This window comes from Pseudorhodobacter sp. MZDSW-24AT (assembly GCF_002794355.1).
Classification (GTDB): domain Bacteria; phylum Pseudomonadota; class Alphaproteobacteria; order Rhodobacterales; family Rhodobacteraceae; genus Pseudotabrizicola.
Window position 1 is genome coordinate 1 of the sequence record NZ_PGOI01000013.1, and the last position, 24,121, is coordinate 24,121.

Below are 24,121 nucleotides of genomic sequence, written 5' to 3' on the forward strand. Positions count from 1 at the left end.
CGCCGCCGCCCGCACCGCCGCCGCCGCCTCGCCGCTGATCTCGGCCAGCCGCGCCTCGGGGGCCAGCGTGTAGGAGGGCACCGCACAGGCCCAGCCGCGCGCCAGCGCCCCCGCCGCCAGATGCGACCAATCCCCCCGGTCAAAGGCCATCCAATAGCCGCCATGCAGGTAGACCATCACCCCGCGCGGCCTGCCTTCGGGCAGGAACAGATCCCAGCGCTGCCGCGCCCCCGGCCCATAGGTCCGCCCCAGATCGCAGCGCGTGGCCTCCCGAAACGCCGCCGCCGCCGCGCGCCACTTCGGCACAAAGCCATCCGCCCCCGGAATAAAGGCCCCATTGGCATAGGCCCGGTCGGCTTCGCTTGCAAAATCCATCCCACACGCCCCGATTTGATCAAAAATCAGGCAGCTTCCCGCCCCGCCGCCCTGTCGGAACTGGACAGCCCGCCCGCCCCATGCTTTGCATGAGACACACCGAAATGGGAGGCCCCACATGCTCGATTCCGTGACCGATCTCGCGTCGCTCCTGAAAGATCCTTCGCTTCTCGCCACCAAGGCCTATGTCGCGGGCGAGTGGATCGATGCCGATGATGGCGAAACCTTCGCCGTGATCAACCCCGCGCGCGGCGACGAAATCGCCCGCGTGCCCAACCTTGGCCGCGCCGAAACCGCCCGCGCCATCGCCGCCGCCAACACCGCGATGAAAGACTGGGCCGCCCGCACCGGCAAGGAACGCGCGCAGGTCCTGCGCAAATGGTTTGAATTGATGATGGCCCATCAGGACGACCTCGGCACCATCCTCACCGCCGAAATGGGCAAACCGCTGGCCGAAGCCAAGGGCGAAATCGCCTATGGCGCCTCCTTCATCGAATGGTTCGGCGAAGAGGCCAAACGCGTCTACGGCGAAACCGTCCCCGGCCATCAGCGCGACAAGCGCATCACGGTGCTGAAACAGCCGATCGGCGTGGTCGGCTCGATCACGCCTTGGAACTTCCCCAATGCGATGATCACCCGCAAGGCCGGCCCCGCCCTCGCCGCTGGCTGCGGCTTTGTCGCCCGCCCCGCCGCCGAAACCCCGCTCTCGGCGCTGGCCATGGCGGTCTTGGGCGAGCGCGCGGGCCTGCCAAAAGGCATCCTCTCGGTCATCACCTCGCGCAAATCCTCCGACATCGGCAAGGAATTCTGCGAAAACCCCATCGTGCGCAAACTCACCTTCACCGGCTCCACCGAGGTGGGGCGCATCCTGCTGCGCCAGGCCGCCGATCAGGTGATGAAATGCTCGATGGAACTGGGCGGCAACGCCCCCTTCATCGTGTTCGACGACGCCGATCTCGACGCCGCCGTGGCCGGTGCGATGATGTCAAAGTTCCGCAACAACGGCCAAACCTGCGTCTGCGCCAACCGCATCTATGTGCAGGCCGGGGTCTATGACGCCTTCGCCGCCAAACTTCAGGCCGCGGTGGCGAAAACCCGCGTCGGCGATGGCCTCTCCGAAGATGTGCAATTCGGCCCGCTGATCAACAAAGCCGCCGTGGAAAAGGTCGAAGAACACATCGCCGACGCCACCGCCAAAGGCGCGAAAATCGAAACCGGCGGCAACCGCCACGCCCTTGGCGGCAATTTCTTCGAGCCCACCATCCTCACCGGCGTCACCGAGGATATGCTGGTCACCACCGAAGAAACCTTCGGCCCCCTCGCGCCGCTCTTCAAGTTCGACACCGAAGAGGAAGTCGTGGCCAAGGCCAATGACACCATCTTCGGCCTCGCCAGCTATTTCTACAGCCGCGAGATCGGGCGCATCACCCGCGTGCAAGAGGCGCTCGAATACGGCATTGTCGGCGTGAACACCGGCATCATCTCGACCGAACTCGCCCCCTTCGGCGGCGTCAAGCAATCCGGCCTCGGCCGTGAAGGCAGCCACCACGGCATGGATGACTACCTCGAGCTCAAATACGTCTGCCTCTCGATCTAAACCAAAAGGGCGCGCGGACCAAAGCCTCGCGCGCCCTTTTGCCTTTATCTTGGCTTAAATATCCGCAGGGGGTCCAAGGGGGCGGCACGCCCCCTTGTCCGCACTTGGCCCGAAGTGCGCCGTTCAGCCGCCCACCGACCGCGTCGCCGCCGCGCCGCCAAAGCCGCCCCGGCTTTGCACCGCCGCCCGCGTCATCGGCGGCTGACCGGCCGTCGTCGGGGCCTTGGCAAAGGCCGCCGTGCCCATCTTGCCGGTGGAATTGAGCCGCGAAAGCTGGGTGCCCCCGGTCGGCGTCGCATAGCCGCCGCCCGCCTTGGGCACCACCGGCTGCGCCATCGCACGCCCGCCGCCCAGCGCCTGTCCGATCAGATAGCCCGCCAGCAGCGGCATGAAGATGCTGCCGCCGCCGCCGGATCCGGCCGCCGCGTCGCCGCCGCAATTGCCCACCCCATGCTCTTCCTCGCACAGCTCCCGGCTTTCATAACGCGGCGCGGTTTCCGCGTGCAAAGCCTGCGCCTCGGCAAAGGTCGCGGCGCAATCTTCCCGCGTGAACCAGCCGCTCTGCGCCGCCGCCGCCACGCAGGACGCCTCATCGGGAAAGGCCGCCGCATCCGTCTGCTCTTCCTGCTGACAGGCCGCCAGCCCGAACGCCGCCGCTCCCAATATCCCCAGTGACACTGCGCGTGATCTTTTCATGGCTTCACCCTTCAATGAAATGCGGCTTGAACCGCGACAGGTCTTGCGTAATCAGCGCCCGGTCCTCGCGCACCCCCAAGCCCACACAGGCCTCCCCCACCATCCAGGCCCCGATCACCGGGCGAAAGCCGCCCATCACCGGCAGCGGCTGATAGCCCTGCACGATCATCGGATGCCGGTCATAGTCGCGGTTGGTGGCCCGCTCCAACACCTTCCCTTGCGCGGTGATCGTCACCGACGCCCCCTCGCGCGAGAAAATCGGCTTGGTCACGTGCCCTGCCAGCATCAGATGCGCGGCATCGGCCAAGCCCTTGGTGTCATCGGCAAAAAACGCAGGCAGCAGGTTGGGATGGCCCGGAAACATCTGCCACAGCACCGGCAGGATCGCCTTGTTCGACACCAGCGCCTTCCACGCAGGCTCGATGAACCGGCACTGCGCCCCCGCCAGATGCGCCGAAAATTCATCGGCAAACAGGTCTTCCCACGGATAAAGCTTGAACAAGGTCCCGATCACCCGGTCCTCGGCATCGGTGAACTGGCCCTGATCGCTGATCCCGATCTTCTCCAGATCGGTGTAATGCGCCCCCATCCCTGCCTCGCGCGCGGCCCAAGCCATGGTTTCCACCGTGGCATAATCCTCGGGCGCGCCCGCGATGGCGGCGAAATGCAGATCGGTGTCGGGCGGGAAGATCTCGGCAAAGCGCTCCACCAGCGCCTCATGGATGCGGTTGAACTGATCACTGCCCTCGGGCAACACGCGGGCAGCGAGCTGATCTTCATACCACAGCCACTGAAAGCTCGCGCTTTCATACAGCGATGTCGGCGTATCGGCGTTGTATTCCAGCAGCTTGGCCGGTCCCTTGCCATCATAGGCCAGATCGAACCGCCCATAAACCTCGGGCTCGCCCGCCTCCCAACTGTCGCGGATGAACTCCCAGCGCAGGCGCGGCAGGCCCATCCGCTCCATCAAGGCCTCATCGGCCAGCACCGCCGCCACCGCCTCACGGCACATGCCGTGCAATTCGGTGCACGGATCTTCGATCTGGCCTTCGATCTCCTCCAATGTGAAGGCATAGGCCGAGGTCTCGTCCCAATAGGGCTCGCCATGCATGTCGGCAAAGGTAAAGCCAAGCTCTGCGGCCTTCGCGCGCCACTCCGGACGCTCGGGCAAGGTGATACGGTCCAACTCTGTCTCCTCGTGCTGGCCCTTGATATGGCCCCGGCTTGGGTGCGGCGCAACCGGACACACTGTCCCAAGCGCCACAGGCCTCTGCGCCCGGCGCGGCTCAGAAGGTGCGGAAGGTCATCGTGGTCAGCGTGCGGCTGATCCCCGGAATGTCGAACAGTGCCGCGTTCAGGAACTGGCCCACATCCTGATCCTCGGGAATATAGACCTTGGCCATCAGATCATATTCGCCGCTGGTGGAATACATCTCCGACACCACCTCCCGGTCCCAGATGGCATTGGCCACCTCATAGGTCTTGCCGGGGGTGCAGCGGAACTGAACGAATACACAGCGCATGGGGGGCCTCCTGTCCTTGACGGTCACCCTAGCGCGCGTGTCCCGCAGGATAAAGGGTCAGCCGTCGCTTTGCGCGCGCAGCGTCAGCGGCACCGAAGCAGGCTTCAGATCGTCCACCACCAGCGGCCCCAAAGGCCGCGCCAGCCGCGCCCGCACCACCCAGAACAGCCGCTTTTCCGCCCGGGTGATCGCCACATAGGCCAGCCGCTTCCACAGCGGCAACCCGGCCTCCGACCGCCCTGCCTGCGCGGCGGCAAAAAGATCCGGGGAAAACACCTGCACATTCTCCCACTGGCTGCCTTGCGCCTTGTGAATCGTCACCGCCGCCCCGTGCAGGAACGCGGCCCCCATGGTGGCGGCACTGGCGATCAGCGGCTCATCCTCATCGGGCCGCTCGATCTTGATGATGCTGGCGGCCGAAACCTGCGGATCTTCGGCCCCCACCACATGGATCTTGGCAAAACCGGGGCGGTTGCCGGGGCCAAGGTAGATCACCTGCGCCCCCTTGATCAGCCCGCGCGCTTCCAGATCGATCCGCTTTTTGCGATGCTTCAAGGGCAGTTCGATCCCGTCACAGATCAAGGGCTCCCCCGGCAACAGCGCGTCATCCGGCGCGCCATGCGCGGCGCGGAAGGCGGTGATCAGCCGGATGCGGGTGGCATTGCGCCACACAAGCGCGGGCGAGCGCGCCATCATGTCGGCATCCACCCGCTCGGCCCAGACCACCCGCTCGTCCCGCTTGGCCGCCTCCTCGACCAGCCGCTCGAACTGGTCAAAGCCGATGTCAGGGTCGGCCAAAGCATGGGCCAGATCCAGAATCGGGTTGTCCTGCGCCTGCCGGTGAATGCGGTTCAGCATCAGCTTCTTGCTGTCGCCCAGCCGGTCAAACACCATGCTGCCCGATTGCCCCACCGGGGCCAGCTGCGCCGGATCACCAAACAGCACCAGCGTCGGGAAAATCTCGCGCAGGTCGTCAAACTGCCGCTCGTCCAGCATCGAAGATTCGTCGATGAACCCCACATCCAAAGGCTCGTCGCGCCGCTTCCAGCCCTTGATGAAATCCGACCCCCGCAACCCCGCCGCCGCCAGCGCCCCGGGGATCGAGGCAACCTGCTGATAAAAGGCAAACGCCCGGTCCAACGCCAGATCCGGCAGATCCTCGATCACCGGACGGTCGCCGGTGCCGGTCAGCCACTCGGCAATCTTCTCATATTGCGGGTCATAAAGAGGGGTATACAGGATGCGGTGAATGGTGGTCGCGGGCACCCCGCGCATCCGCAGCACACTTGCCGCCTTGTTGGTCGGCGCCAGCACCGCCAGCGTGCGGCGCTCCTTGCGCTTCTTGCCTTCGTAATCGCCCGAAACCACCTCGACGCCTGCCTCGATCATCGCGCGCGTCAACTGGGCCAGCAGCATGGTCTTGCCCGACCCGGCCTTGCCCATCACCGCCAGAACGGTGGATTTCCCCTCGCCGGGCGGCGACAGCGCGCCATGGTCCAGATCGATCCCGGCCGCCAACAGATCGGCGGCCACACGGTCATGCGCTTCGGCCTGATCGTCGGAAAGGGTCAAGGCAAGGGGGGCGGGCTGGGTCATGCTCATGGCCGCGACCATAGGGCCAAGCCCCGCCCGGCACCAGAGCAGAGCGCAGCAAAACCCGCCTGCCCCCTGCCCCCGCGGCAGGGCGGGGTTAACCCCGCCCTACACCCGAAAACACAAGGCTCACCCCCGGCGGCTCGCCTCCAGCGTGTCATCAAAGGTGCGCAAACCCGTCACCGGCGCCTGCACCAGCACCGCCATATTCCCCGGCTTGTGCTGGTTGCGCATCATCTTGGTATGCGCCTTCGGAATATCCCCCCAAGGAAACACCTCCGACATGCACGGATCCAGCCGCCGCTCGATCATCAGCTTGTTCGCCGCCGCCGCCTGTTTCAGATGCGCGAAATGGCTGCCCTGCAAACGCTTCTGATGCATCCACATATAGCGCACGTCAAAGGTGCAGTTGAATCCGCTGGTGCCCGCACAGATCACCACCATGCCGCCCTTCTTGCACACAAGGCTGCTGACCGGAAATGTCGCCTCCCCCGGATGCTCGAACACCATGTCGACATTCACGCCCTTGCCGGTGATGTCCCAGATCGCCTTGCCAAACTTGCGCGCCTCGGCGAACCAGGCCGCATAGTCCGGGCTCCCCACCTTCGGCAATTGCCCCCAGCACTTGAACTCGTTGCGGTTGATCACGCCCTTGGCGCCCATCGACATCACAAACGCGCGCTTGCTCTCATCGCTGATCACGCCAATCGCATTGGCCCCCGCCGTGTTGATCAGCTGGATCGCATAAGACCCAAGGCCCCCGCTCGCCCCCCAGACCAGCACATTCTGCCCCGGCTTCAGATCATGCGGCTCATGCCCGAACAGCATCCGATAGGCCGTGGCCAGCGTCAGCGTGTAGCAGGCGCTCTCCTCCCACGTCAGATGCTTGGGCCGCGGCATCAACTGCTGCGCCTGCACCCGGGTGAACTGCGCGAAAGACCCGTCATGCGTCTCATAGCCCCAGATCCGCTGCGTGGGCGAAAACATCGGATCGCCCCCGTTGCATTCTTCGTCATCGCCGTCGTCCTGATTGCAGTGGATCACCACCTCATCGCCCACTTTCCAGCGCTTGACCTTGTCGCCCACCGCCCAGACGATGCCCGAGGCATCCGACCCGGCAATGTGATAGGGCTGCTTGTGGCCGTCAAACGGGCTGATCGGCTGGCCAAGCCCGGCCCAGACCCCATTGTAATTGATCCCCGCCGCCATCACCAACACCAGCACCTCATTGCTGTCGATGGTCCAGGTGTCCACCACCTCCTGCTGCATGGCCACCTCCGGCTCGCCATGCCGCTCGCGCCGGATCGCCCAAGCATACATCTGCTTGGGCACATGGCCCAAAGGCGGCAGCTCGCCGATTTCATACAGGTCCTTGATCGGCGCCTCATAGGCGGCGATGGCGGTTTGCGTGTCCAGAGCCATGGGGCCTTCCTCCTGCTGTCATCCAATGCCGCGCCGCAGAATCGCCGCGCCGATGCCCAAGGATAAAGACCCATCGCGCAATATTGCAATAGTATCGAACTAATTTTTGTAATTTTATGTCCGCTGCGTCGCAGAAATCCTCACGCCGAGGCCGCCTCCCCCAACCGCTGCCGCACGGGGGCCGCATAAAATGCCAGCAAATCCTCCATTCCCGGCACCACCTGCCCCGCCGCGTCCAGCACACCGCGCAGCTGCAGCGCCGCCCGGCCTTCGGCCTCGGCCTGCGCCTGCCCGCCCGGCGCCAGCCGCATCACCGCGCCCGCGGCCTCCAGCCGCGCCGCAAGCGCCGCCACCGGCACCCCCATCGCCACCGAGGCCGCCACCAGCGGCACCGCCAGCACCGGCACCACCCGCTCCACCTCCGCCATCAGCCGCACGCCCAGCGCTTCCAGATCCTGCCCCGTCATCTGATGCGCGCGCAGGGAAATCGGCCGCCCAAAACCCGCCGCCGCCGTCCCGAACAGAAACCGCCGCCCGCCTGCCCGCTTCACCGCAATCCGCAGCGCCTCCCACAGCACCCGCAGCAAGGGCGCGCGGAACCGCCGCCCCCCCTCGCGCGCGGCCTTCACCAACAGCGCATCCTCCAGCACCCGGTCATAGGCGAGGCCCACCGGCACGAACACCACATCGCGCCCGCCGCGCGCCACCGACGCCGGATCGAACTCGGCCCAGATATAGGACAACAGCCCCATGCGCGCCGCGCCCACCCGCCCGGTCAGGCTCAGCCCGCCTTCGGGAAACACCGCCTGCGTGGTGCCTTCCGCCGTGGTCATCTGCACATAGCGCGACAGCACCCGGCGATAGAGCGCATTGTGGCTGCCGCGCCGGATGAAATAGGCCCCCATCGCCCGGATCAAGCGGCTCAACGGCCAGACCCGTGCCCATTCCCCCACCGCATAGGAAATCGCCGCCCGCCCCGACACCAGCCATGTGACCAGCACATAATCCATATTGCTGCGGTGGTTCATCACGAAGATCACGGTGGCGCGCGGGTCGATGGCGCGCAGCTCTTCCGCCACCACCCCCACCCGCACCCGGAAAAACACCGCCGAAAGCGCCCGGGCCGCCCGGGTGGCAAAGCCGAAGTAAAACAACGCCGAAAACCCCGGCACGATCTCGCGCGCATAGGTGCGCGCTTCTTCCAGCACCACCTCCCCCGGCACCCCCTTGGCGGCCGCCCGCTCGGCCACCGCCTCCAGCACCGCCGGATCATACAAAAGCCGCACCACCATATCCTGCCGCCGCATCAGCTTGAACGGCTCGATCTTGCGCTCCAGCCGCGCATTCACCCGCGCCAGCAACCGCTCCATCCGCCGCCGGAAAAACCAGCGCACCCCCGGCCCGATGATCCGGTCCAAAGCCGCCACACCCGGCAGCGCAAACAGCACCACCACCAACCAGACAGGGATCTCAACGGTCTGAAACATGCGCCAACCCTACCCCAACCCCGCGCCCGCGCAATCCATTTGCACCTTTTCCAAATACTCCGGGGGGGCGCGGCACGCGCGGGGGGCAGCGCCCCCCTCCCACGCCTGCCTTCCCGCGCCCCCCTCCCACGCCCCCTCCCACGCCCCCTCCCACGCCTCCGGCAATTGCCGCAACGCAGCGAATTGACACAGGCATAATATTTCTCCTATCTGTCACAAAGAGAAACATTATTGCGCGCACCCCGAGTCGCGCGGTGGAGGCTCCGATGACCAAAGACACCCCTTGGCTGTTCCGCACCTATGCCGGCCACTCCACCGCCGCCGCCTCCAACGCGCTTTACCGCACCAACCTGTCCAAAGGCCAAACCGGGCTTTCCGTCGCCTTCGACCTGCCCACCCAAACCGGCTATGACAGCGACCATATCCTTGCCCGGGGCGAGGTGGGCAAGGTCGGCGTGCCGGTCGCGCATCTGGGCGATATGCGCGCGCTCTTCGATCAGATCCCGCTCGATCAGATGAACACCTCGATGACGATCAACGCCACCGCGCCTTGGCTCCTCGCGCTTTATATCGCGGTGGCCGAGGAACAGGGGGCCGAGATCGCGGCGCTGAACGGCACCGTGCAAAACGATCTCATCAAGGAATACCTCAGCCGGGGCACCTATATCTGCCCGCCGAAACCCAGCTTGCGCATGATCACCGATGTTGCGGCCTATACCCAACAGCACCTGCCCAAATGGAACCCGATGAACATCTGCTCCTACCATCTGCAAGAGGCAGGGGCGACGCCGGAACAGGAACTGGCCTTCGCGCTCGCCACCGCCTGCGCCGTGCTGGATGACCTGAAAGGAAAAGTCTCCGCCGCGGACTTCCCCCATATGGTGGGCCGCATCAGCTTTTTCGTCAACGCGGGCATCCGCTTTGTGACCGAGCTGTGCAAGATGCGCGCCTTCGTCGACCTCTGGGATGAGATCACGCACAGCCGCTACGGCATCACCAATCCCAAGTTCCGCCGCTTCCGCTATGGCGTGCAGGTCAACTCATTGGGCCTCACCGAACCCCAGCCCGAAAACAACGTCTACCGCATCCTGATCGAGATGCTGGCGGTGACGCTCTCGAAAAACGCCCGCGCCCGCGCCGTCCAGCTTCCGGCGTGGAACGAGGCGTTGGGCCTGCCCCGCCCTTGGGATCAGCAATGGTCGCTCCGCATGCAGCAGATCCTCGCCTACGAAACCGATCTTCTGGAATATGACGATCTCTTCGACGGCAACCCCGCCATCGACCGCAAGGTGGCCCAGCTCAAGGACGGCGCCCGCGCCGAACTCGCGCAGATCGATGCCATGGGCGGCGCGGTGGCCGCCATCGACTACATGAAATCCCGTCTGGTCGAGGCGAATGCCGAGCGCATCGCCCGCATCGAATCCAAGGAAACCACGGTCGTCGGCGTCAACCGCTTCACCACCACCGAACCCTCGCCGCTCACCACCGGGGATGGCAGCATCATGGCCGCCGACCCGCAGGCCGAGGCCGATCAGATCGCCCGCCTGCAGGCATGGCGCGCCCAGCGCGACCCAGCCGCCGTCAAATCCGCCCTCGCCGCTCTGGCCGACGCTTGCGCGAACGGCAGCAACATCATGCCCGCCTCCATTTCTTGCGCCCGCGCCGGTGTCACCACCGGCGAATGGGGCGCCGTGGTGCGCCGTGCCTTTGGCGAATACCGCGCCCCCACCGGCGTCTCGCGCCACCTCTCCAACCGCACCGAAGGGCTGGAGCCGATCCGCGAAGCCGTGGCCACCCTGTCCTCCAAACTGGGCCGCCCGCTCAAGTTCCTCGTCGGCAAACCGGGGCTCGATGGCCATTCCAACGGCGCCGAACAAATCGCCGCCCGCGCCCGCGACTGTGGCATGGACATCCATTACGAAGGTATCCGCCTCACCCCGGCTGAAATCGTCAGCGCCGCCGCCGACCAGCAGGCGCATGTGATTGGCCTCTCGATCCTTTCCGGCAGCCACCTGCCGCTCATCACCGAAACGCTGGATCTCATGCGCGCCGCCAACCTCGCGCATATCCCGCTGGTGGTCGGCGGCATCATCCCCGAGGCCGATGCCGCCCGCCTGCGCGCGCTGGGCGTCGCCGCCGTCTACACCCCCAAGGATTTCGAACTGAACCGCATCATGCGCGACATCGTCGATCTGGTAGAGACCCGACCCGTCGCCGCCGAATGACCCGCCGCCCGCCGCCCCCCGGGCGGGCGACAACTCGCGCAAACGATTGCGCACCCTCTTGCCCTCGCCCGACGAAGTGCCTAAAGGCCGCCCCTTGAAATTCGGATCGAGCACAATCATGACCTTCCACATCGGCGCAAGCCCGGGCGACATCGCCGAAACCTGCCTCCTCCCGGGCGATCCCTACCGCGCCCGCTGGGCCGCCCAGCGCTTTCTCGACGACGCGCGGCTGGTGTCGGAAACCCGTGGCATGCTGGCCTATACCGGCACCTGGCGCGGCAACCGCGTCACCATCCACGGCACCGGCATGGGGATGCCCTCGCTCTCGATCTATGTGAACGAACTGATCCGCGACTACGGCGCCCAAACGCTCATCCGCATCGGCTCCTGCGGCGCGCTGCAACCCCATATCGCGGTGCGCGATGTGGTGCTGGCGCAAGCGGCCTCCACCATCGGCTCGCCCTCCACCAGCATTTTCCGCGAAATGCACTTCGCGCCCGTTGCCGACTTCGGCCTGCTGTCAAAGGCGCATGCCGCCGCCACCGGCCCGGTGCATGTGGGGGGCATCTTCACCTCCGACACCTTCTATGACGAACGCAAGGATCTGAACGACCAGCTTCAGCGCCACGGCTGCCTCGCGGTGGAAATGGAAACCGCCGAGCTTTACACCCTCGCCGCCCGCTACCAACGCCGCGCGCTCTCGGTGCTCACCGTGTCGGATCACATCCTGACCGGCGAGGCCCTGCCCAGCGCCGACCGCGAAACCAGCTTTGCCGCCATGGTCGACATCGCGCTGCACGCCGCCTTTTCCTAAGGCGCGCGCAAGGCTTCGGCCACCCGCGCCGCCGCCTCTCCTGCCCGCAGGGGCCGCGCCGACCACAGGCGCAGCCCGGCGGGCAGCACCACCTCGCACGCAAAGGGCCGCACCAGCCGCCCTTGCTCCAGATGCCGCGCCACCAAGGGCGCGTGCCCCATCACCACCCCGCCGCCGTTCACCGCCTCTTCGACCGCCAGCGCATAAAGCGAAAACACTGGCCCCAAAGGCACCAGCTCCACACCTGCCGCCGCCAGCCACAGCCCCCAATCGCCGCGCCATGTCGCATCGCTCAGGCAAGGCACCCCGGCCAGATCCTCCACCCTGCGCAACCGCGCCGCCATCCCCGGCGCGCAGACCGGGAAAATCCGGTCCTCGGCCACCACCTCGCCCAACGCCCGCCCGGGAAACAGGCACAGATCATACCCCGCCCGCTTCAGGTTCGGCGGCGCTTCCATCGCGGTGATCGACAGGGAAATCTCGGGATGGGCCGCGCGCAAGGCGGGCAGACGCGGCGACAGCCACAGCTGCGCAATCGCGGGCAAGGTGGCAATATGCACCGCACGCGGCCGTGCCTCGGCCCGCAAACGCCGCCCCACCGCGCCCAAAGCGTCAAAGGCCGCCGACAGCTCGGGCAGCACCCGCGCGCCCAAGGGCGTCAGCGCCACCCCGCGCGGCCCGCGCACAAACAGCGCCGCGCCCAGCACCGCCTCCAATTGCTTGACCTGCGCCGTCACCGCGCCCGGCGTCACCCCCAACTCGGCCGCCGCCGCCGCAAATCCTCCCAGCCGCGCCGCCGCCTCAAAGGCCCGCAGCGCGTTCAACGGCAGATCCGGCAGGCGGGGCGGGGAAACAGCCATCAAAGCCTCAGGTTTTCTAACCCTCATATTTCTGAAAACTCATTTGCGCGCAATCCCCGCCCCCCGCATCCTGCCCCCATCACAGGAGATTGCCATGCCCCACCAAGCCCCCCGCCCTTGGGTTCCCACCGACGCTTTCGTCCAGACCCTCGCCACCGCCGCCGCCGCCCCTTCGGCCCACGTCAACGCCCGCATCGACGCCCTGATCGCCGCCAATCTTCAGATTCACGATCAGGACTGCTTCAACCTCAACCCCGCCACCAATGTGATGAACCCCCGCGCCGAAGCCGCCCTCGCGCGCGGGCTCGGCTCCCGGCCAAGCCTCGGCTACCCCGGCGACAAATATGAAATGGGGCTGGAGGCGATCGAAGAGATCGAGGTCATCGCCGCCGAACTCGCCTGCGAAATCTTCGGCGCGCGCTACGCCGAAATCCGCGTGGGCTCAGGCGCGCTGGCCAACCTTTATGGCTTCATGGCGCTGGCCAAACCCGGCGATTGCATCATCGCGCCCCCCGCCGCCGTCGGCGGCCATGTCACCCACCACGCCGCCGGCTGCGCGGGCCTCTACGGCCTTGTCACCCATCCCGCCCCCGTCAACCCCGATGGCTACACCCTCGACCTGCCCGGCCTGCGCGCGCTCGCCCAGCGCACCCGCCCCAAGATCATCACCATCGGCGGCAGCCTCAACCTCTTCCCGCATCCGGTCTCCGAGATCCGCGCCATCGCGGATGAGGTCGGCGCCCATGTCCTGTTTGACGCCGCCCATCAATGCGGCATCATCGCGGGCGGCACCTGGGGCAACCCCTTGGCCATGGGCGCGCATCTGATGACGATGAGCACCTATAAATCCCTCGGCGGCCCCGCCGGCGGCTTGATCGTCACCAACGACGCCACCATCGCCGAGCGGCTGGACCAGATCGCCTTTCCGGGCATGACCGCCAATTTCGACGCCGCCAAATCCGCCGCCCTCGCCATCACCCTGCTCGACTGGCGCGATCACGGCGCGGCCTATGCAAAGGCCATGGTCGCCCTCGCCCAAGCCCTTGCGCGCGAACTTGATGCCCTCGGTTTGCCCGTCTTCGCCGCCGACCGCGGCGCCACCCAAACCCACCAATTCGCGATCGAGGCCGCCCCCTTCGGCGGCGGTCAGGCCGCCTCGAAAACCCTGCGCAAGGCGGGCTTTCTCGCCTGCGGCATCGGCCTGCCCCTGCCCGACGTGCCGGGTGATATGAACGGCCTGCGCATCGGCGCGCCCGAGCTTGTGCGCCGCGGCGTCACCCCCGCCGACGCCCCCGCCCTTGCTTCCCTCATTGCCAGCGCGCTACGCTCCAACGCAGCCGAAACCCTCGCCCCGCAGACCCGCGCCTTGCGGGCGCGCTTCACGGGCCTGCATTATATCAACGCCTGACATCACCAAAGGGGCCGCCATGAATCACCGCACACTCGGGTCCAGCGGCCCCACCGTCTCGGCCTTGGGCCTCGGCTGCCTGTCCTTCGGCGGCCTCTTCGGCGCGACCGACACGGCCACCTCGCTTGCCTGCCTCGATGCCGCTTGGGACCACGGCATCACCTTTCTCGACGTCGCCAATGTCTATGGCAACGGCACGTCGGAATCCGTCATCGGCCAGTGGCTCGCCAGCCGCCGCCACCGCCCGGTGATCGCCACCAAAGCAGGCATCGTCTCGGGCGCGCAGCGCGGCGTGAACAACAACCCCGCCCACCTGCGGGCCGAGCTCGAAGGCTCGCTCCGCCGCTTGGGCACCGATCATGTCGATCTTTTCTACCTCCACCGCCACGACCCCGGCACCCCCATCGCCGAGGTGGCAGGGCTGATGGGCGACCTGATCCGCGAAGGCAAGATCGGCGGCTATGGCCTGTCGGAAATCGCGCCCTATACCTTGCGCCGCGCCCATGCCGAACAGCCCGTGACGGCGGTGCAGAACGAATACTCGCTTTGGACCCGCCAACCCGAACTCGGCCTGCTGCAGGCCTGCGCCGCCTTGGGCGTCGCCTTCATCCCCTTCTCGCCGCTGGCGCGCGGTGCCTTCGGCCAACCGATGCTCGACCCCGATCAGCACGACCTCGGCCCTTTCCGAAGCCAGATCCCCCGCTTCGCGCCGGAACACTGGCCGCAGAACAAACCCTACCTCCTCGCCTTCCAGCGCCTCGCCGCTGATTTGGGCCACCACCCCGCCGCCCTCGCCCTCGCATGGTGCCTGCACCAGGGCGACCACCTGATCCCGATCCCCGGCACCCGCAGCGCGCGCCACCTCGCCGCCTGGGCCAAAGCCCCGCAGATCACCCTCTCCGCCGCCGAGCTTCAGGCGATCGACACCACCCTCCCCGTCGGCTGGGCCTCGGGCGACCGCTACAATGACGCGATGGCCGCCTCGGTCGAGCGCTACAGCTGACCCCGCCCCCGCTCATCTGTTTTCAAATATCCTCGGGGGGGCGCGGCACGCGCGGGGGGCAGACAGCCCCCCTCCACCGCCGGACACCCGCGCGTCCGGTTATCGCCGCGCGTGTCCCCGCCGCAGCGATCAGCCGCGCCCGTGCGGCGCCGCGTAATCCAGCACCGGGTTGATCGGAATTATCCGGTTCGGATTGATGGTGTCATGGCTGTAATGGTAATGCCGCACGAAATGATCCACCCGCACGGTCTCGGCCACGCCGGGCCATTGGTAAAGCGCGCGCGTGAACCCCCACAGGTTGGGGTAGTCCACGATCCGCCGCCGATTGCACTTGAAATGCAGGTGATACACCGGATCAAAGCGGATCAGCGTCGGGAACAGCCGCCAATCGGCCTCGGTCACCCGGTCCCCGGTCAGATAGCGGCGTTGCCCCAGCAGATCCTCCAGCCAGTCCAGACTGTCGAACAGCGCCACCACCGCCTCGTCATAGGCCGCCTGCTTCGTCGCAAACCCGGCCTTGTAGACCCCGTTGTTCACCGTGTCGTAAATCCGCGCGTTCAGAGTCTCGATCTCCCCGCGCAACGGCTCGGGCCAGTAATCCTCCCGGTTGCCCGTCACCCCGTCAAAGGCAGTATTGAACATGCGGATGATCTCGGCGGATTCATTGCTCACGATCCGCCCGCTCTCCTTGTCCCACAACACCGGCACCGTCACCCGGCCCGACATATCCGGCGTGTCGCGCAGATAGATGTCGCGCAGGAACGGCAGCCCGAACTGCCGATCCCCGGTGGCGCCGTCAAAATCCGTGTCAAAGGTCCAGCCCTCGGACAGCATGTCCGGATGCACCACCGAGATGTCGATATGCGGGGCCAAGCCTTTCAGCGCGCGAAAGATCAGCGTGCGATGCGCCCAAGGACAGGCCAGCGAGACATACAGATGATAGCGCCCGCTCTCCGCCTTGAACCCGCCCTCGCCACTTGGTCCGGCCGATCCATCCGCCGTCACCCAATTGCGAAAGGTCGATTGCTTGCGCTCGAAGGCGCCCCCGGTCTTGGCAGTGTCATACCATTCGTCATGCCAGACCCCATCCACCAATTGTCCCATGCCGTCCCCCTGTCGCTGTTGCTCCTGCCAAGGCTAGCATCCCGGCGCGGCCCCGTGGGGGCCAAGTCTTCGCGCTCGCGCACAAAGACCCGCTCGAAACCGGGCAAGCCCGCCCTAGTCGCGGGGCCGCAGACAATCGCGCGGAGCCACTCCGCCCGGCACCACCGCCCCACAGGAAACACAACGCCACTGCCCCGCCGCGCGTTCCTGCCGCCAGCGACAGGCCCGCGTCAGCGTGGAATTGCGCCGGGTGATCCACATATAGCCCAGCACCGCCAACAGCAGGATCAGCAGAAGAACCGGCATCGGCGGCTAGATCGCCAACCGGCCAAAGACCGAGACAACGCCTTCCATCCCCGCCGCTTCCGGCACGCCCACCGCCACTTCCTCGCGCGTCCACACGGGCGAGTCCGCCGGATCGTATTTCATCGCCCAATGGCTGAACATCCGCGCGGTATCGGCAATCTCGCGCCGCATCAGCGTGCGCACATGCTCGTGCCGTTTGTCGGCGCAGATACGGGCATAGGTGGCCTCCACCGCCTCCGCCGGGCCTTCCAGCAGTTGCAAGAACAGGTCTTCACGGCAGATCAGCGCCCCGGTGATCTGGTCGCGCATGTTGCAGCGGCGCGCTTCGATCAGGATCGCAGTCAGGACGCCGCCATCATATTCGACAGGGCGGGACGCATAGGCAAGTTGCAACAGAGGCATCAAATCAATCCTTTCAGGGCGCCCAAGCCGGCGCCCGGCCCGACATTATGCAACCAGACCTGTCAAGACCAGTGGTCACCACGCAAAAGGCCCCGGAAATACCGGGGCCTGACTTCGCGTCATCCTGTCAGCGGGGCCTTACACCACCCGCTCGACCATCATCTTCTTGATCTCGGCAATCGCCTTGGCCGGGTTCAGCCCTTTGGGGCAGGTCTTGGCGCAGTTCATGATCGTGTGGCAGCGATACAGCTTGAACGGATCTTCCAGATCGTCCAACCGCTCGCCCGTCGCCTCATCGCGGCTGTCGATGATCCAGCGATAGGCATGCAGCAAGGCGGCTGGCCCCAGATATTTGTCGCCATTCCACCAATAGCTCGGGCAAGACGTGCTGCACGATGCGCACATCACGCATTCATACAGACCATCCAGCTTTTCCCGGTCCTCGATCGACTGACGCCATTCCTTGGCCGGGCGGTTGGTCTTGGTTTCCAGCCACGGCATGATGCTGGCATGCTGCGCATAGAAATGCGTCAGGTCCGGGATCAGATCCTTGATCACCGGCATATGCGGCAGCGGATAGATCTTCACATCGCCTTTCACCTCGTCCAACCCATAGATACAGGCCAGCGTGTTGATGCCGTCGATGTTCATCGCGCAAGACCCGCAAATCCCTTCACGGCAGGACCGGCGGAAGGTCAGCGTCGGGTCGATCTCATTCTTGATCTTGATCAGCGCGTCCAGAACCATCGGGCCGCAGCTGTCCATATCGACGAAATAGGTGTCGACCTGCGGGTTTTTCCCGTCATCGGGATTCCAGCGATAGATCTGGAATTTCCGCACATTCTTGCCCTCCGGCTTCGGCCATGTCTTGCCGGTGCGGATGGTGCTGTTCTTGGGAAGCGTGAATTGAACCATGGTTTATCCCTTCCAATCCGGGAATGAATAGAGCGGGCGGCTGGGGGCCTGCCCGGATTTCTGATAGACGCAAGAGTCGTAAACCACAGACGGGTCACGCCCCATGATGAAGTCAGACGTGACCTCCAGCTTGATCCGGCCCACCGCACGGCCACCCGTGCCCACGCCAGCCCCAATCTCGCCGCGCGGTTGCTGTGCCAGACGCGCCCGCTCATAGCATTGCTGCTCGGCCTGTGGCAGCGGGATCGGGCCGCAGGCGACCAGCAACAGCGGCAGCCCCAACAGCAGCGCCCGCCTCATGGCCGCACCTGTGGGACGCCATTGGCGGCAAAGCAGGCCGAAGCCTCGGGACGCAGCGCGATGCCCCGGATCGTGGCCTTGGTCGAAGACCCGGCCACCACCGCCACATCACGGGCCAGCGCTTGCACTTCGGCGGCGGTCGCATTGCGCACGATGCAATCGGTGGCCCGCTGCGCCAAAGGCGTCGGCATATCCAACTGCACCACCGGCAACACCACCGAAGCCGCAATCCGCCGTCCGGCCTGATCGGCCATCTGCTGCGGATCACAGGCGGCCAAGGCCATCACCGCCCCCACCAGAACCACCGAACGCATCTGCACTCCCCCTCGCGCCTGTTTGCGCACAGGATGCCCCAAGCGCCCCGCCACGCCAGCCCCCTCCGTCGCACATTTGCGTGCGACGGCGGAAACGGGCCGAAGGAGCGACGCCATCTGCATCAGAACTTCCGCTCTGCCGGGGCGATTTTCTTCAAGGAAATCCCGCCGTCGGCCTCAGAGGTCAGCGGTTCCACATGCACCGCGCGATAGCTCAGCGTCACCTTGTTGCCATCGACATGGGCAAGGCTGTGCTTGCGCCAGTTGGCATCGTCGCGCTGCGGATAATCCTCATGCGCATGGGCGCCACGGCTTTCGGTGCGCGCATGCGCCCCATAGATCGTGGCCAGCGCATTCGGCATCAGATTGGTCAGCTCCAGCGTTTCCATCAGGTCGCTGTTCCACACCAGACTGCGGTCGGTCACCTTCAGATCCGCCACACGTCCGGCGATCTCGGTCATCTTGCGCTCGCCTTCGGCCAGCGTCTTGTCGGTGCGGAACACCGCCGCATCGGCCTGCATGGTCTTTTGCATGTCCAGCCGCAGGTCGGCGGTCGGGATCGCGCCATTCGCATGGCGCAAGCCGTCAAAGCGCGCCAGCGCCCGCTCCACTTCCACCTTGTTGGTGGCGGGCGTCGCCTCGTCGGGGTTCACCACCTTGCCCGCGCGGATCGCTGCCGCACGGCCAAACACCACAAGGTCGATCAACGAATTCGAACCCAGACGGTTCGCGCCATGCACCGAAGCACAGCCCGCTTCGCCCACCGCCATCAGGCCGGGGAACACCGCATCCGGGTTGTCGGCGGTCGGGTTCAGCACCTCGCCCCAATAGTTGGTCGGAATGCCGCCCATGTTGTAATGCACGGTCGGCAGCACCGGGATCGGCTCTTTCGTCAGGTCAACGCCCGCGAAAATCCGCGCGCTTTCCGAAATCCCCGGCAGACGCAAATCCAGCGTCTCCTTCGGCAAATGGTTCAGGTGCAGGCTGATATGGTCGCCATTCGGCCCCACACCGCGCCCTTCGCGGATCTCCAGCGTCATGCAGCGCGACACATAATCGCGCGGGGCCAAGTCCTTGTAATGGGGCGCATAGCGCTCCATGAACCGCTCGCCGTTGCTGTTGGTCAGATAGCCGCCCTCACCACGCGCGCCTTCGGTGATCAGACAGCCCGAGCCATAAATCCCCGTCGGATGGAACTGCACGAATTCCATATCCTGCAGCGGCAGCCCCGCGCGGGCCACCATGCCGCCGCCGTCGCCGGTGCAGGTATGGGCCGAGGTCGCGCTGAAATAGGCGCGGCCATAACCGCCCGTCGCCAACACCACCATCTTGGCGTTGAAGACATGCATGGTGCCATCATCCAGCTTCCACGCCACCACACCCGTGCAACGCCCGTCGGTGATGATCAGATCCAGCGCGAAATACTCGATATAGAATTCCGCGTTGTTCTTCAGGCTCTGGCCATAGAGCGTGTGCAGAATGGCATGCCCCGTCCGGTCAGCGGCGGCACAGGTGCGCTGCACCGGCGGGCCTTCGCCATATTCCGTGGTATGGCCGCCGAACGGGCGCTGATAGATCTTGCCCTCTTCGGTGCGGCTGAACGGCACACCGTAATGCTCCAGCTCATACACCGCCTTGGGCGCCTCGCGCGCCAGATATTCCATCGCATCCGTGTCGCCCAGCCAGTCGCTGCCCTTCACGGTGTCATACATGTGCCACTGCCAGCTGTCGGGCCCCATGTTCCCAAGGCTCGCCGCAATGCCGCCCTGCGCCGCCACCGTATGGCTGCGCGTGGGGAACACCTTGGTCACACAGGCCGTGCGCAAGCCTTGTTCGGCCATGCCCAGCGTGGCGCGCAAGCCTGCGCCGCCCGCCCCCACCACGACCACATCATAGTCATGCACTTCATAAGGATATGCCGTCATCTTCTTTCCTTCACAGCGCCATGCGCACAAGGGCAAACAGCCCCGTCGCCGCGATCGCCCAGGCCAGGCAGGTCACCAGAATGACCGCCACCTTGCGCGCCGAGCCCTGCACATAATCTTCAATCATCATCTGCGCGCCGCTGGCGAAATGCTTCATTCCCACCACCAGCACCAAAGCCGTCAGGATCGCCGGCAGCGGCCGCCCGAAGGTGGCCAGCACCTCCGCCTGCGTCCCGCCCAGCGCCGAGCCAAAGACATAGAGCCACGCCGGAATCATCAAGGCCAGCGCCACCGCCGACACCTGCATCGCCCAGTGATGCGCCGTGCCGGTGCCCGAAGCCCCTTTGCCGACCGCCCGCTTCCGATCCGTGATATACCGCATCGCCCCGCTCCTCACTGCACCAGAAGAATTGTGATCACGGTCAGCACCACCGACCCGATGATGACCCCCCAGCCCAGCTTTTCCGCCGTGGGAATATCAAGGCCCTTGCCCGCATCGAAATACAGATGCCGCAGCCCGGCCAGATAGTGATACCACACCGCCCAAAGCGACCCGGTGAAGACCAGATCCCCGAACCAGCCCGTCGCCACCGCATTCGCCGTCGCAAAGGCCTCGGGCGACACCGCCGCCGCCACCAGCCACCACACCGCAAGCAGCGTGCCGACGATCAGCGCATTCCCGGTGATCCGCGTCAGGATCGAGGTGATAGAGGTCAGTTGCGGACGGTAAATCTGCAAATGCGGGGAAAGCGGCCGTTTGACCTGCTTTACGTTTGCCATATCGGTTCCCTTCGTCGCTGGCTTGTCCCGGCTGGTTTCCCTGAAAGACCGGTCCGGGGCGCGCTTCGATTATTGTGTCTCTGAATAGCGCTTTTTTTGGGCCTGTCACGCGCCGCAACAGCGCAGTCGCAGCATTTTAGCGATAACACCGGATATTTTCAGACTTTGTGATCACGAATTTTCCGCGCGTGATCACAAATCCGGGCCACACCGACTCACAGCGGCATCAGCACCCAATAATCCAGATCCAGCAGCACCTCGGGCAGGTATTTTCCATCCGCCCCCCGCAGCGCAAAGGCCTCGCCCCGGCTGGCCACCAGCCGCAGCCGCAGCGCCCCCACACCCGGTGCCGCCGTCTCGGCCTTGCCCAGCACTTCCGACCATGCCCGCACCGTATCCCCGGCAAAGCAGGGGTTGGCATGGGCGCCCGCGTTCAGCGCCACAAGCATTTGCGCATTGGCCAGCCCGTTGAACGACAGCGCCCGCGCCAGACTGATCACATGGCCGCCATAGATCAGCCGCCGCCCGTCTGGCCGTGCCGTGGCGTCGAAATGCACTTTCGCGGTGTTCTGCCACAGGCGGGTGGCCAGCATGTGCTCGGCCTCCTCCACCGTCACCCCATCCACATGGTCGATCTGCTCGCCCACCGTGTAATCGCCCCAGCGGTGGCGCTCTCCGGCTTGGGCAAAGTCGTAGCGTCGGAAATCCAGCCCCTCGGGCAGCACCAGCGCCTCGGGCGCCACCACCGGGGAAAGCGTGGGCACCACCGTCTCGGGGGCCGGGGCCTCCACCCGCCGCTTGCGCACCATCACCCAGCGCACATATTCCAGCACCGCCCCGCCATGCTGGTTGATCCCGCGCGTGCGCACCCAGACCACGCCGGATGCGCCGTTGGAATTCTCCTTCAACCCGATCACCGTGCTTTCGGCCCGCAAGGTGTCGCCCGCATAGACGGGCGCCAGCCAGCGCCCCTCGGCATAGCCCAGATTCGCCACCGCATTCAGGCTGATGTCGGGCACGCTCTTGCCAAACACCGTGTGAAAGGCGGCCAGATCCTCGACCGGGGCGCGCGGCAGACCACAGGCCTGCGCAAAAGGGTCCGAGGAATACAGCGCGTGCCGCGCCGGATAGAGCGCGTGGTAAAGTGCCCGCTCGCCGCCCGAAAGGGTGCGCGGCACCGCATGGGCGATCACCTCGCCCAAACGGTAATCCTCGAAGAAACGCCCCGGATTGGTCTTCATTTCATCCCCCTCAGGCCCGGTCTTGGTGGCGTGCGCGCAGGCAGCCCCCTAGTGATCGCCCAGCTTGGTCTCGGGTGAATATTCCCCCAGAACTTCCTTGGTTACCGCCTGCCCACAGCGCATCACCCCGCGCGCGGCGTCAAAGGCATAGGTCGGATCTCCGTGCAGGTGCCAGCCCTTGTTCAGCGCCGCTGTCACCTTGTGACAAAAGGCCGACGTGTCATCTTCCGACAGGAACCGATAGAGTTTCATATCCTCACCCCCAAGGCTGCACGCCCATTGCGTTGTGGATCAGCATCACCACAACCGTCACCACCAGCGTGGCACCGATCGCCACGATTTCCTTCACCGCCGGGCGCGGCGCGGGCGGCACCCATTCGGGCGTCGCGCGGTTGATCACGATCACCTCCGCCACCGCCCAAGCCAGCAGGCCGCCAAACAGCACAAGGCTCGGCAGATCGCCGTTCACCAGCAGATGCGCCACCGCCCACAGCTTGAACCCGGTCAGTTGCGGATGCCGGATCTTGCGCGCCAGCCATGTTTTCGCGCCCGAGGCCGCATAGCAATAGATCGCCAGCACCATCAGCAGGTTGTTGATCCCGACCAGCGCCGGGCTGCGGCCCCACCAGACCGGGCCTTGGGCGGTGCCATAGCCCCAATACATCAGCCCGATGCTCAGAATCAGCAGCGCCGTGACCAGCCCCTTGCCGCCCGCGCCCATGCGGGCGCGCGCCTCTGGCGCCAGCCGTTTGAAGAAATGCGCGCCCCACCAAAGCGCGACACCAAGAAGAAGAAGGGCCATGGGTTACCTCCGGTTGCCTCGCGGCACCATGGCCTCAATCCGCCAGCGCCGCAATCGCTTCGGCCCGCGCCAAGGTGGCGCGCGCCGTCTCGACATGCAGGTTCTCGACGATCCGCCCGTCGACCACCGCCACCGCCTGCCCTTCGGCCAGCGCCGCCGCGAAAGCCGCAATCTGGCGCCGCGCCAGATCCACCTCTTCCGCGCTGGGGGCAAAGGCGGCATTGGCGATCTCCAGCTGCGCCGGATGGATCAGCGTCTTGCCGTCAAAGCCCATGTCGCGCCCCTGTTCGCATTCGGCGCGCAAACCCGCCTCATCCTTGAAGGCGTTATAGACCCCGTCCACGATCACCCGGCCATGCGCCTTTGCCGCCAGCAGGCACAGCCCCAGCCCCGTCAGCATCGGCAGCCGATCGGCCCGGACACGCGCGCCCAACTCCTTGGCCAGATCATTGGTGCCCATCACCATGCCCCGCAGCGCCGGATGTGCCGCAATCGCGGCGGCGTTCAGCATGCCCTGCGCCGTTTCCATCATCGCCCACAGCGGCTTGCCCGGCGCCACCGCCGCCACCGCATCCAGATCGGCAGGGCCGTTCACCTTGGGCACCAGCAGCGCCTCCGCCCCGGGATGCGCCGCGAAAGCCTCGGCATCCGCGCCGCCCCATGGCGTGTCAAAACCGTTGATCCGCACAAGGCGCACCCGCGACCCGTAATCCGCCGCCAAGGCCTGCGCCAGCACCGCGCGCGCGCCGGCCTTCTCCTCAGGCGCGACCGCATCCTCCAGATCAAAGATGATCGCATCCGCCGGCAAGCCCCGCGCCTTGTCCAACGCCCGCTCCTTGGAGCCGGGGATATACAGAACCGACCGGAACGGGCGGGCGTCTTTGGCAGCAGGCGATGTCATCGATTCGACCTCAAGCAATAATCTTGCGCCAGAAACCCCGATTTCGTCACAAACCGCAAGCCTAAATCCGCCGCACCGCAGCATCGGCGCCGCAAGCCCGCAGGATTAACCGATTCTACGCATTCCGG

General features: G+C 65.9%; 26 protein-coding genes. 5 read left to right on the top strand and 21 right to left on the bottom strand.

From position 1 onward, the window contains the following. Window positions 1-375: alpha/beta hydrolase (locus tag CUR21_RS16690; protein ID WP_157792052.1), on the bottom strand; the 375-nt coding region annotated here is incomplete at its 3' end. Between the two features lie 118 nt (window positions 376-493). Between CUR21_RS16690 and CUR21_RS16695 the strand changes: the two genes are divergently transcribed. Next, a complete protein-coding gene (locus CUR21_RS16695) occupies window positions 494-1,972 on the top strand; it encodes an NAD-dependent succinate-semialdehyde dehydrogenase (RefSeq protein WP_100198214.1) in 1,479 nt (492 codons plus the stop codon). 123 nt (window positions 1,973-2,095) lie between these two features. Here the strand turns inward: CUR21_RS16695 and CUR21_RS16700 are convergent, their stop codons facing one another. The 6 genes from CUR21_RS16700 to CUR21_RS19055 form a co-directional block, all read right to left on the bottom strand. Then, the gene (locus tag CUR21_RS16700; RefSeq protein WP_100198215.1) at window positions 2,096-2,668 is read right to left on the bottom strand and encodes a DUF1190 domain-containing protein; all 573 of its coding nucleotides are present in this window, start codon (window positions 2,666-2,668) and stop codon (window positions 2,096-2,098) included. Between the two features lie 4 nt (window positions 2,669-2,672). Further along, window positions 2,673-3,854, bottom strand: a complete 1,182-nt coding sequence (locus CUR21_RS16705) for a glutathionylspermidine synthase family protein (RefSeq protein WP_100198216.1) — start codon at window positions 3,852-3,854, stop codon at window positions 2,673-2,675. Window positions 3,855-3,954: 100 nt separating this feature from the next. Beyond that, window positions 3,955-4,191: an Lrp/AsnC ligand binding domain-containing protein gene (locus CUR21_RS16710; RefSeq protein ID WP_100198217.1), complete on the bottom strand. Its 237-nt coding sequence runs from the start codon at window positions 4,189-4,191 to the stop codon at window positions 3,955-3,957. 57 nt (window positions 4,192-4,248) lie between these two features. Continuing rightward, the gene (locus CUR21_RS16715) at window positions 4,249-5,787 is read right to left on the bottom strand and encodes an ATP-dependent RecD-like DNA helicase (RefSeq protein WP_100198425.1); all 1,539 of its coding nucleotides are present in this window, start codon (window positions 5,785-5,787) and stop codon (window positions 4,249-4,251) included. A gap of 126 nt (window positions 5,788-5,913) precedes the next feature. Further along, window positions 5,914-7,206, bottom strand: a complete 1,293-nt coding sequence (gene ccrA / locus CUR21_RS16720) for a crotonyl-CoA carboxylase/reductase (RefSeq protein WP_100198218.1) — start codon at window positions 7,204-7,206, stop codon at window positions 5,914-5,916. A gap of 140 nt (window positions 7,207-7,346) precedes the next feature. Then, a complete protein-coding gene (locus CUR21_RS19055) occupies window positions 7,347-8,693 on the bottom strand; it encodes a 1-acyl-sn-glycerol-3-phosphate acyltransferase (RefSeq protein ID WP_100198219.1) in 1,347 nt (448 codons plus the stop codon). 254 nt (window positions 8,694-8,947) lie between these two features. Between CUR21_RS19055 and CUR21_RS16735 the strand changes: the two genes are divergently transcribed. Then, window positions 8,948-10,918 (top strand): protein meaA, encoded by a 1,971-nt coding sequence (locus CUR21_RS16735; RefSeq protein ID WP_255413793.1) that lies wholly within the window; start codon window positions 8,948-8,950, stop codon window positions 10,916-10,918. 118 nt (window positions 10,919-11,036) lie between these two features. Next, on the top strand, window positions 11,037-11,732 hold the full coding sequence (gene deoD, locus CUR21_RS16740) for a purine-nucleoside phosphorylase (protein ID WP_100198221.1): 696 nt from the start codon (window positions 11,037-11,039) through the stop codon (window positions 11,730-11,732). On the opposite strand, the gene CUR21_RS16745 is transcribed toward deoD, so the two are convergent. Then, complete coding sequence (locus CUR21_RS16745) at window positions 11,729-12,592, bottom strand: LysR family transcriptional regulator (protein ID WP_100198222.1); 864 nt, start codon at window positions 12,590-12,592, stop codon at window positions 11,729-11,731. The genes deoD and CUR21_RS16745 overlap by 4 nt on opposite strands. 94 nt (window positions 12,593-12,686) lie before the next feature. Between CUR21_RS16745 and glyA the strand changes: the two genes are divergently transcribed. Both glyA and CUR21_RS16755 read left to right on the top strand, forming a co-directional pair. Next, window positions 12,687-14,000 (top strand): serine hydroxymethyltransferase, encoded by a 1,314-nt coding sequence (gene glyA / locus CUR21_RS16750; protein WP_100198223.1) that lies wholly within the window; start codon window positions 12,687-12,689, stop codon window positions 13,998-14,000. A gap of 19 nt (window positions 14,001-14,019) precedes the next feature. Then, a complete protein-coding gene (locus tag CUR21_RS16755) occupies window positions 14,020-15,003 on the top strand; it encodes an aldo/keto reductase (protein ID WP_100198224.1) in 984 nt (327 codons plus the stop codon). A 129-nt stretch (window positions 15,004-15,132) separates the two neighbouring features. Here the strand turns inward: CUR21_RS16755 and CUR21_RS16760 are convergent, their stop codons facing one another. From CUR21_RS16760 to CUR21_RS16820, 13 genes are all read right to left on the bottom strand, one after another. After that, window positions 15,133-16,107 carry a glutathione S-transferase family protein gene (locus tag CUR21_RS16760; protein ID WP_100198225.1) on the bottom strand — a complete coding sequence of 325 codons (975 nt, stop codon included), beginning with the start codon at window positions 16,105-16,107 and terminating at the stop codon, window positions 15,133-15,135. Between the two features lie 114 nt (window positions 16,108-16,221). Further along, a complete protein-coding gene (locus CUR21_RS16765; RefSeq protein ID WP_100198226.1) occupies window positions 16,222-16,413 on the bottom strand; it encodes a hypothetical protein in 192 nt (63 codons plus the stop codon). A 6-nt stretch (window positions 16,414-16,419) separates the two neighbouring features. Next, the gene (locus CUR21_RS16770) at window positions 16,420-16,815 is read right to left on the bottom strand and encodes a BLUF domain-containing protein (RefSeq protein ID WP_100198227.1); all 396 of its coding nucleotides are present in this window, start codon (window positions 16,813-16,815) and stop codon (window positions 16,420-16,422) included. A gap of 138 nt (window positions 16,816-16,953) precedes the next feature. Then, on the bottom strand, window positions 16,954-17,730 hold the full coding sequence (locus CUR21_RS16775) for a succinate dehydrogenase iron-sulfur subunit (protein ID WP_100198228.1): 777 nt from the start codon (window positions 17,728-17,730) through the stop codon (window positions 16,954-16,956). A gap of 3 nt (window positions 17,731-17,733) precedes the next feature. Further along, the gene (locus CUR21_RS16780) at window positions 17,734-18,030 is read right to left on the bottom strand and encodes a hypothetical protein (RefSeq protein WP_100198229.1); all 297 of its coding nucleotides are present in this window, start codon (window positions 18,028-18,030) and stop codon (window positions 17,734-17,736) included. Further along, window positions 18,027-18,344 carry a hypothetical protein gene (locus tag CUR21_RS16785; RefSeq protein WP_100198427.1) on the bottom strand — a complete coding sequence of 106 codons (318 nt, stop codon included), beginning with the start codon at window positions 18,342-18,344 and terminating at the stop codon, window positions 18,027-18,029. The genes CUR21_RS16780 and CUR21_RS16785 overlap by 4 nt, the downstream gene beginning before the upstream one ends. A gap of 122 nt (window positions 18,345-18,466) precedes the next feature. After that, window positions 18,467-20,269, bottom strand: coding sequence for a succinate dehydrogenase flavoprotein subunit (gene sdhA / locus CUR21_RS16790; protein WP_100198230.1), 1,803 nt, complete (start codon window positions 20,267-20,269; stop codon window positions 18,467-18,469). 10 nt (window positions 20,270-20,279) lie between these two features. After that, the gene (gene sdhD, locus CUR21_RS16795) at window positions 20,280-20,651 is read right to left on the bottom strand and encodes a succinate dehydrogenase, hydrophobic membrane anchor protein (RefSeq protein ID WP_100198231.1); all 372 of its coding nucleotides are present in this window, start codon (window positions 20,649-20,651) and stop codon (window positions 20,280-20,282) included. 11 nt (window positions 20,652-20,662) lie between these two features. After that, on the bottom strand, window positions 20,663-21,049 hold the full coding sequence (sdhC, locus tag CUR21_RS16800) for a succinate dehydrogenase, cytochrome b556 subunit (RefSeq protein WP_100198232.1): 387 nt from the start codon (window positions 21,047-21,049) through the stop codon (window positions 20,663-20,665). A gap of 215 nt (window positions 21,050-21,264) precedes the next feature. Further along, window positions 21,265-22,290, bottom strand: coding sequence for a MaoC family dehydratase (locus CUR21_RS16805; protein WP_100198233.1), 1,026 nt, complete (start codon window positions 22,288-22,290; stop codon window positions 21,265-21,267). A 48-nt stretch (window positions 22,291-22,338) separates the two neighbouring features. Continuing rightward, on the bottom strand, window positions 22,339-22,542 hold the full coding sequence (locus CUR21_RS16810; protein WP_100198234.1) for a DUF1737 domain-containing protein: 204 nt from the start codon (window positions 22,540-22,542) through the stop codon (window positions 22,339-22,341). 4 nt (window positions 22,543-22,546) lie between these two features. Beyond that, window positions 22,547-23,092, bottom strand: coding sequence for an NnrU family protein (locus CUR21_RS16815; RefSeq protein WP_100198235.1), 546 nt, complete (start codon window positions 23,090-23,092; stop codon window positions 22,547-22,549). Between the two features lie 34 nt (window positions 23,093-23,126). Continuing rightward, a complete protein-coding gene (locus CUR21_RS16820; protein ID WP_100198428.1) occupies window positions 23,127-23,993 on the bottom strand; it encodes a CoA ester lyase in 867 nt (288 codons plus the stop codon). Between the last annotated feature and the right edge of the window lie 128 nt (window positions 23,994-24,121).

Excerpts from the sequence above, each read along its gene's own strand:
- CUR21_RS16755 (WP_100198224.1), top strand. The coding sequence starts at position 14,020 with ATGAATCACCGCACACTCGGGTCCAGCGGCCCCACCGTCTCGGCCTTG.
- glyA (WP_100198223.1), top strand. The coding sequence starts at position 12,687 with ATGCCCCACCAAGCCCCCCGCCCTTGGGTTCCCACCGACGCTTTCGTC.
- CUR21_RS16775 (WP_100198228.1), bottom strand. The coding sequence starts at position 17,730 with ATGGTTCAATTCACGCTTCCCAAGAACAGCACCATCCGCACCGGCAAG.
- CUR21_RS16715 (WP_100198425.1), bottom strand. The coding sequence starts at position 5,787 with ATGACCCAGCCCGCCCCCCTTGCCTTGACCCTTTCCGACGATCAGGCC.
- CUR21_RS16765 (WP_100198226.1), bottom strand. The coding sequence starts at position 16,413 with ATGCCGGTTCTTCTGCTGATCCTGCTGTTGGCGGTGCTGGGCTATATG.
- CUR21_RS16700 (WP_100198215.1), bottom strand. The coding sequence starts at position 2,668 with ATGAAAAGATCACGCGCAGTGTCACTGGGGATATTGGGAGCGGCGGCG.
- deoD (WP_100198221.1), top strand. The coding sequence starts at position 11,037 with ATGACCTTCCACATCGGCGCAAGCCCGGGCGACATCGCCGAAACCTGC.
- CUR21_RS16780 (WP_100198229.1), bottom strand. The coding sequence starts at position 18,030 with ATGAGGCGGGCGCTGCTGTTGGGGCTGCCGCTGTTGCTGGTCGCCTGC.
- CUR21_RS16770 (WP_100198227.1), bottom strand. The coding sequence starts at position 16,815 with ATGCCTCTGTTGCAACTTGCCTATGCGTCCCGCCCTGTCGAATATGAT.
- CUR21_RS16785 (WP_100198427.1), bottom strand. The coding sequence starts at position 18,344 with ATGCGTTCGGTGGTTCTGGTGGGGGCGGTGATGGCCTTGGCCGCCTGT.
- CUR21_RS16695 (WP_100198214.1), top strand. The coding sequence starts at position 494 with ATGCTCGATTCCGTGACCGATCTCGCGTCGCTCCTGAAAGATCCTTCG.
- sdhC (WP_100198232.1), bottom strand. The coding sequence starts at position 21,049 with ATGGCAAACGTAAAGCAGGTCAAACGGCCGCTTTCCCCGCATTTGCAG.
- CUR21_RS19055 (WP_100198219.1), bottom strand. The coding sequence starts at position 8,693 with ATGTTTCAGACCGTTGAGATCCCTGTCTGGTTGGTGGTGGTGCTGTTT.
- CUR21_RS16805 (WP_100198233.1), bottom strand. The coding sequence starts at position 22,290 with ATGAAGACCAATCCGGGGCGTTTCTTCGAGGATTACCGTTTGGGCGAG.
- CUR21_RS16710 (WP_100198217.1), bottom strand. The coding sequence starts at position 4,191 with ATGCGCTGTGTATTCGTTCAGTTCCGCTGCACCCCCGGCAAGACCTAT.
- CUR21_RS16820 (WP_100198428.1), bottom strand. The coding sequence starts at position 23,993 with ATGACATCGCCTGCTGCCAAAGACGCCCGCCCGTTCCGGTCGGTTCTG.
- CUR21_RS16760 (WP_100198225.1), bottom strand. The coding sequence starts at position 16,107 with ATGGGACAATTGGTGGATGGGGTCTGGCATGACGAATGGTATGACACT.
- sdhD (WP_100198231.1), bottom strand. The coding sequence starts at position 20,651 with ATGCGGTATATCACGGATCGGAAGCGGGCGGTCGGCAAAGGGGCTTCG.
- ccrA (WP_100198218.1), bottom strand. The coding sequence starts at position 7,206 with ATGGCTCTGGACACGCAAACCGCCATCGCCGCCTATGAGGCGCCGATC.
- CUR21_RS16815 (WP_100198235.1), bottom strand. The coding sequence starts at position 23,092 with ATGGCCCTTCTTCTTCTTGGTGTCGCGCTTTGGTGGGGCGCGCATTTC.
- CUR21_RS16810 (WP_100198234.1), bottom strand. The coding sequence starts at position 22,542 with ATGAAACTCTATCGGTTCCTGTCGGAAGATGACACGTCGGCCTTTTGT.
- sdhA (WP_100198230.1), bottom strand. The coding sequence starts at position 20,269 with ATGACGGCATATCCTTATGAAGTGCATGACTATGATGTGGTCGTGGTG.
- CUR21_RS16745 (WP_100198222.1), bottom strand. The coding sequence starts at position 12,592 with ATGGCTGTTTCCCCGCCCCGCCTGCCGGATCTGCCGTTGAACGCGCTG.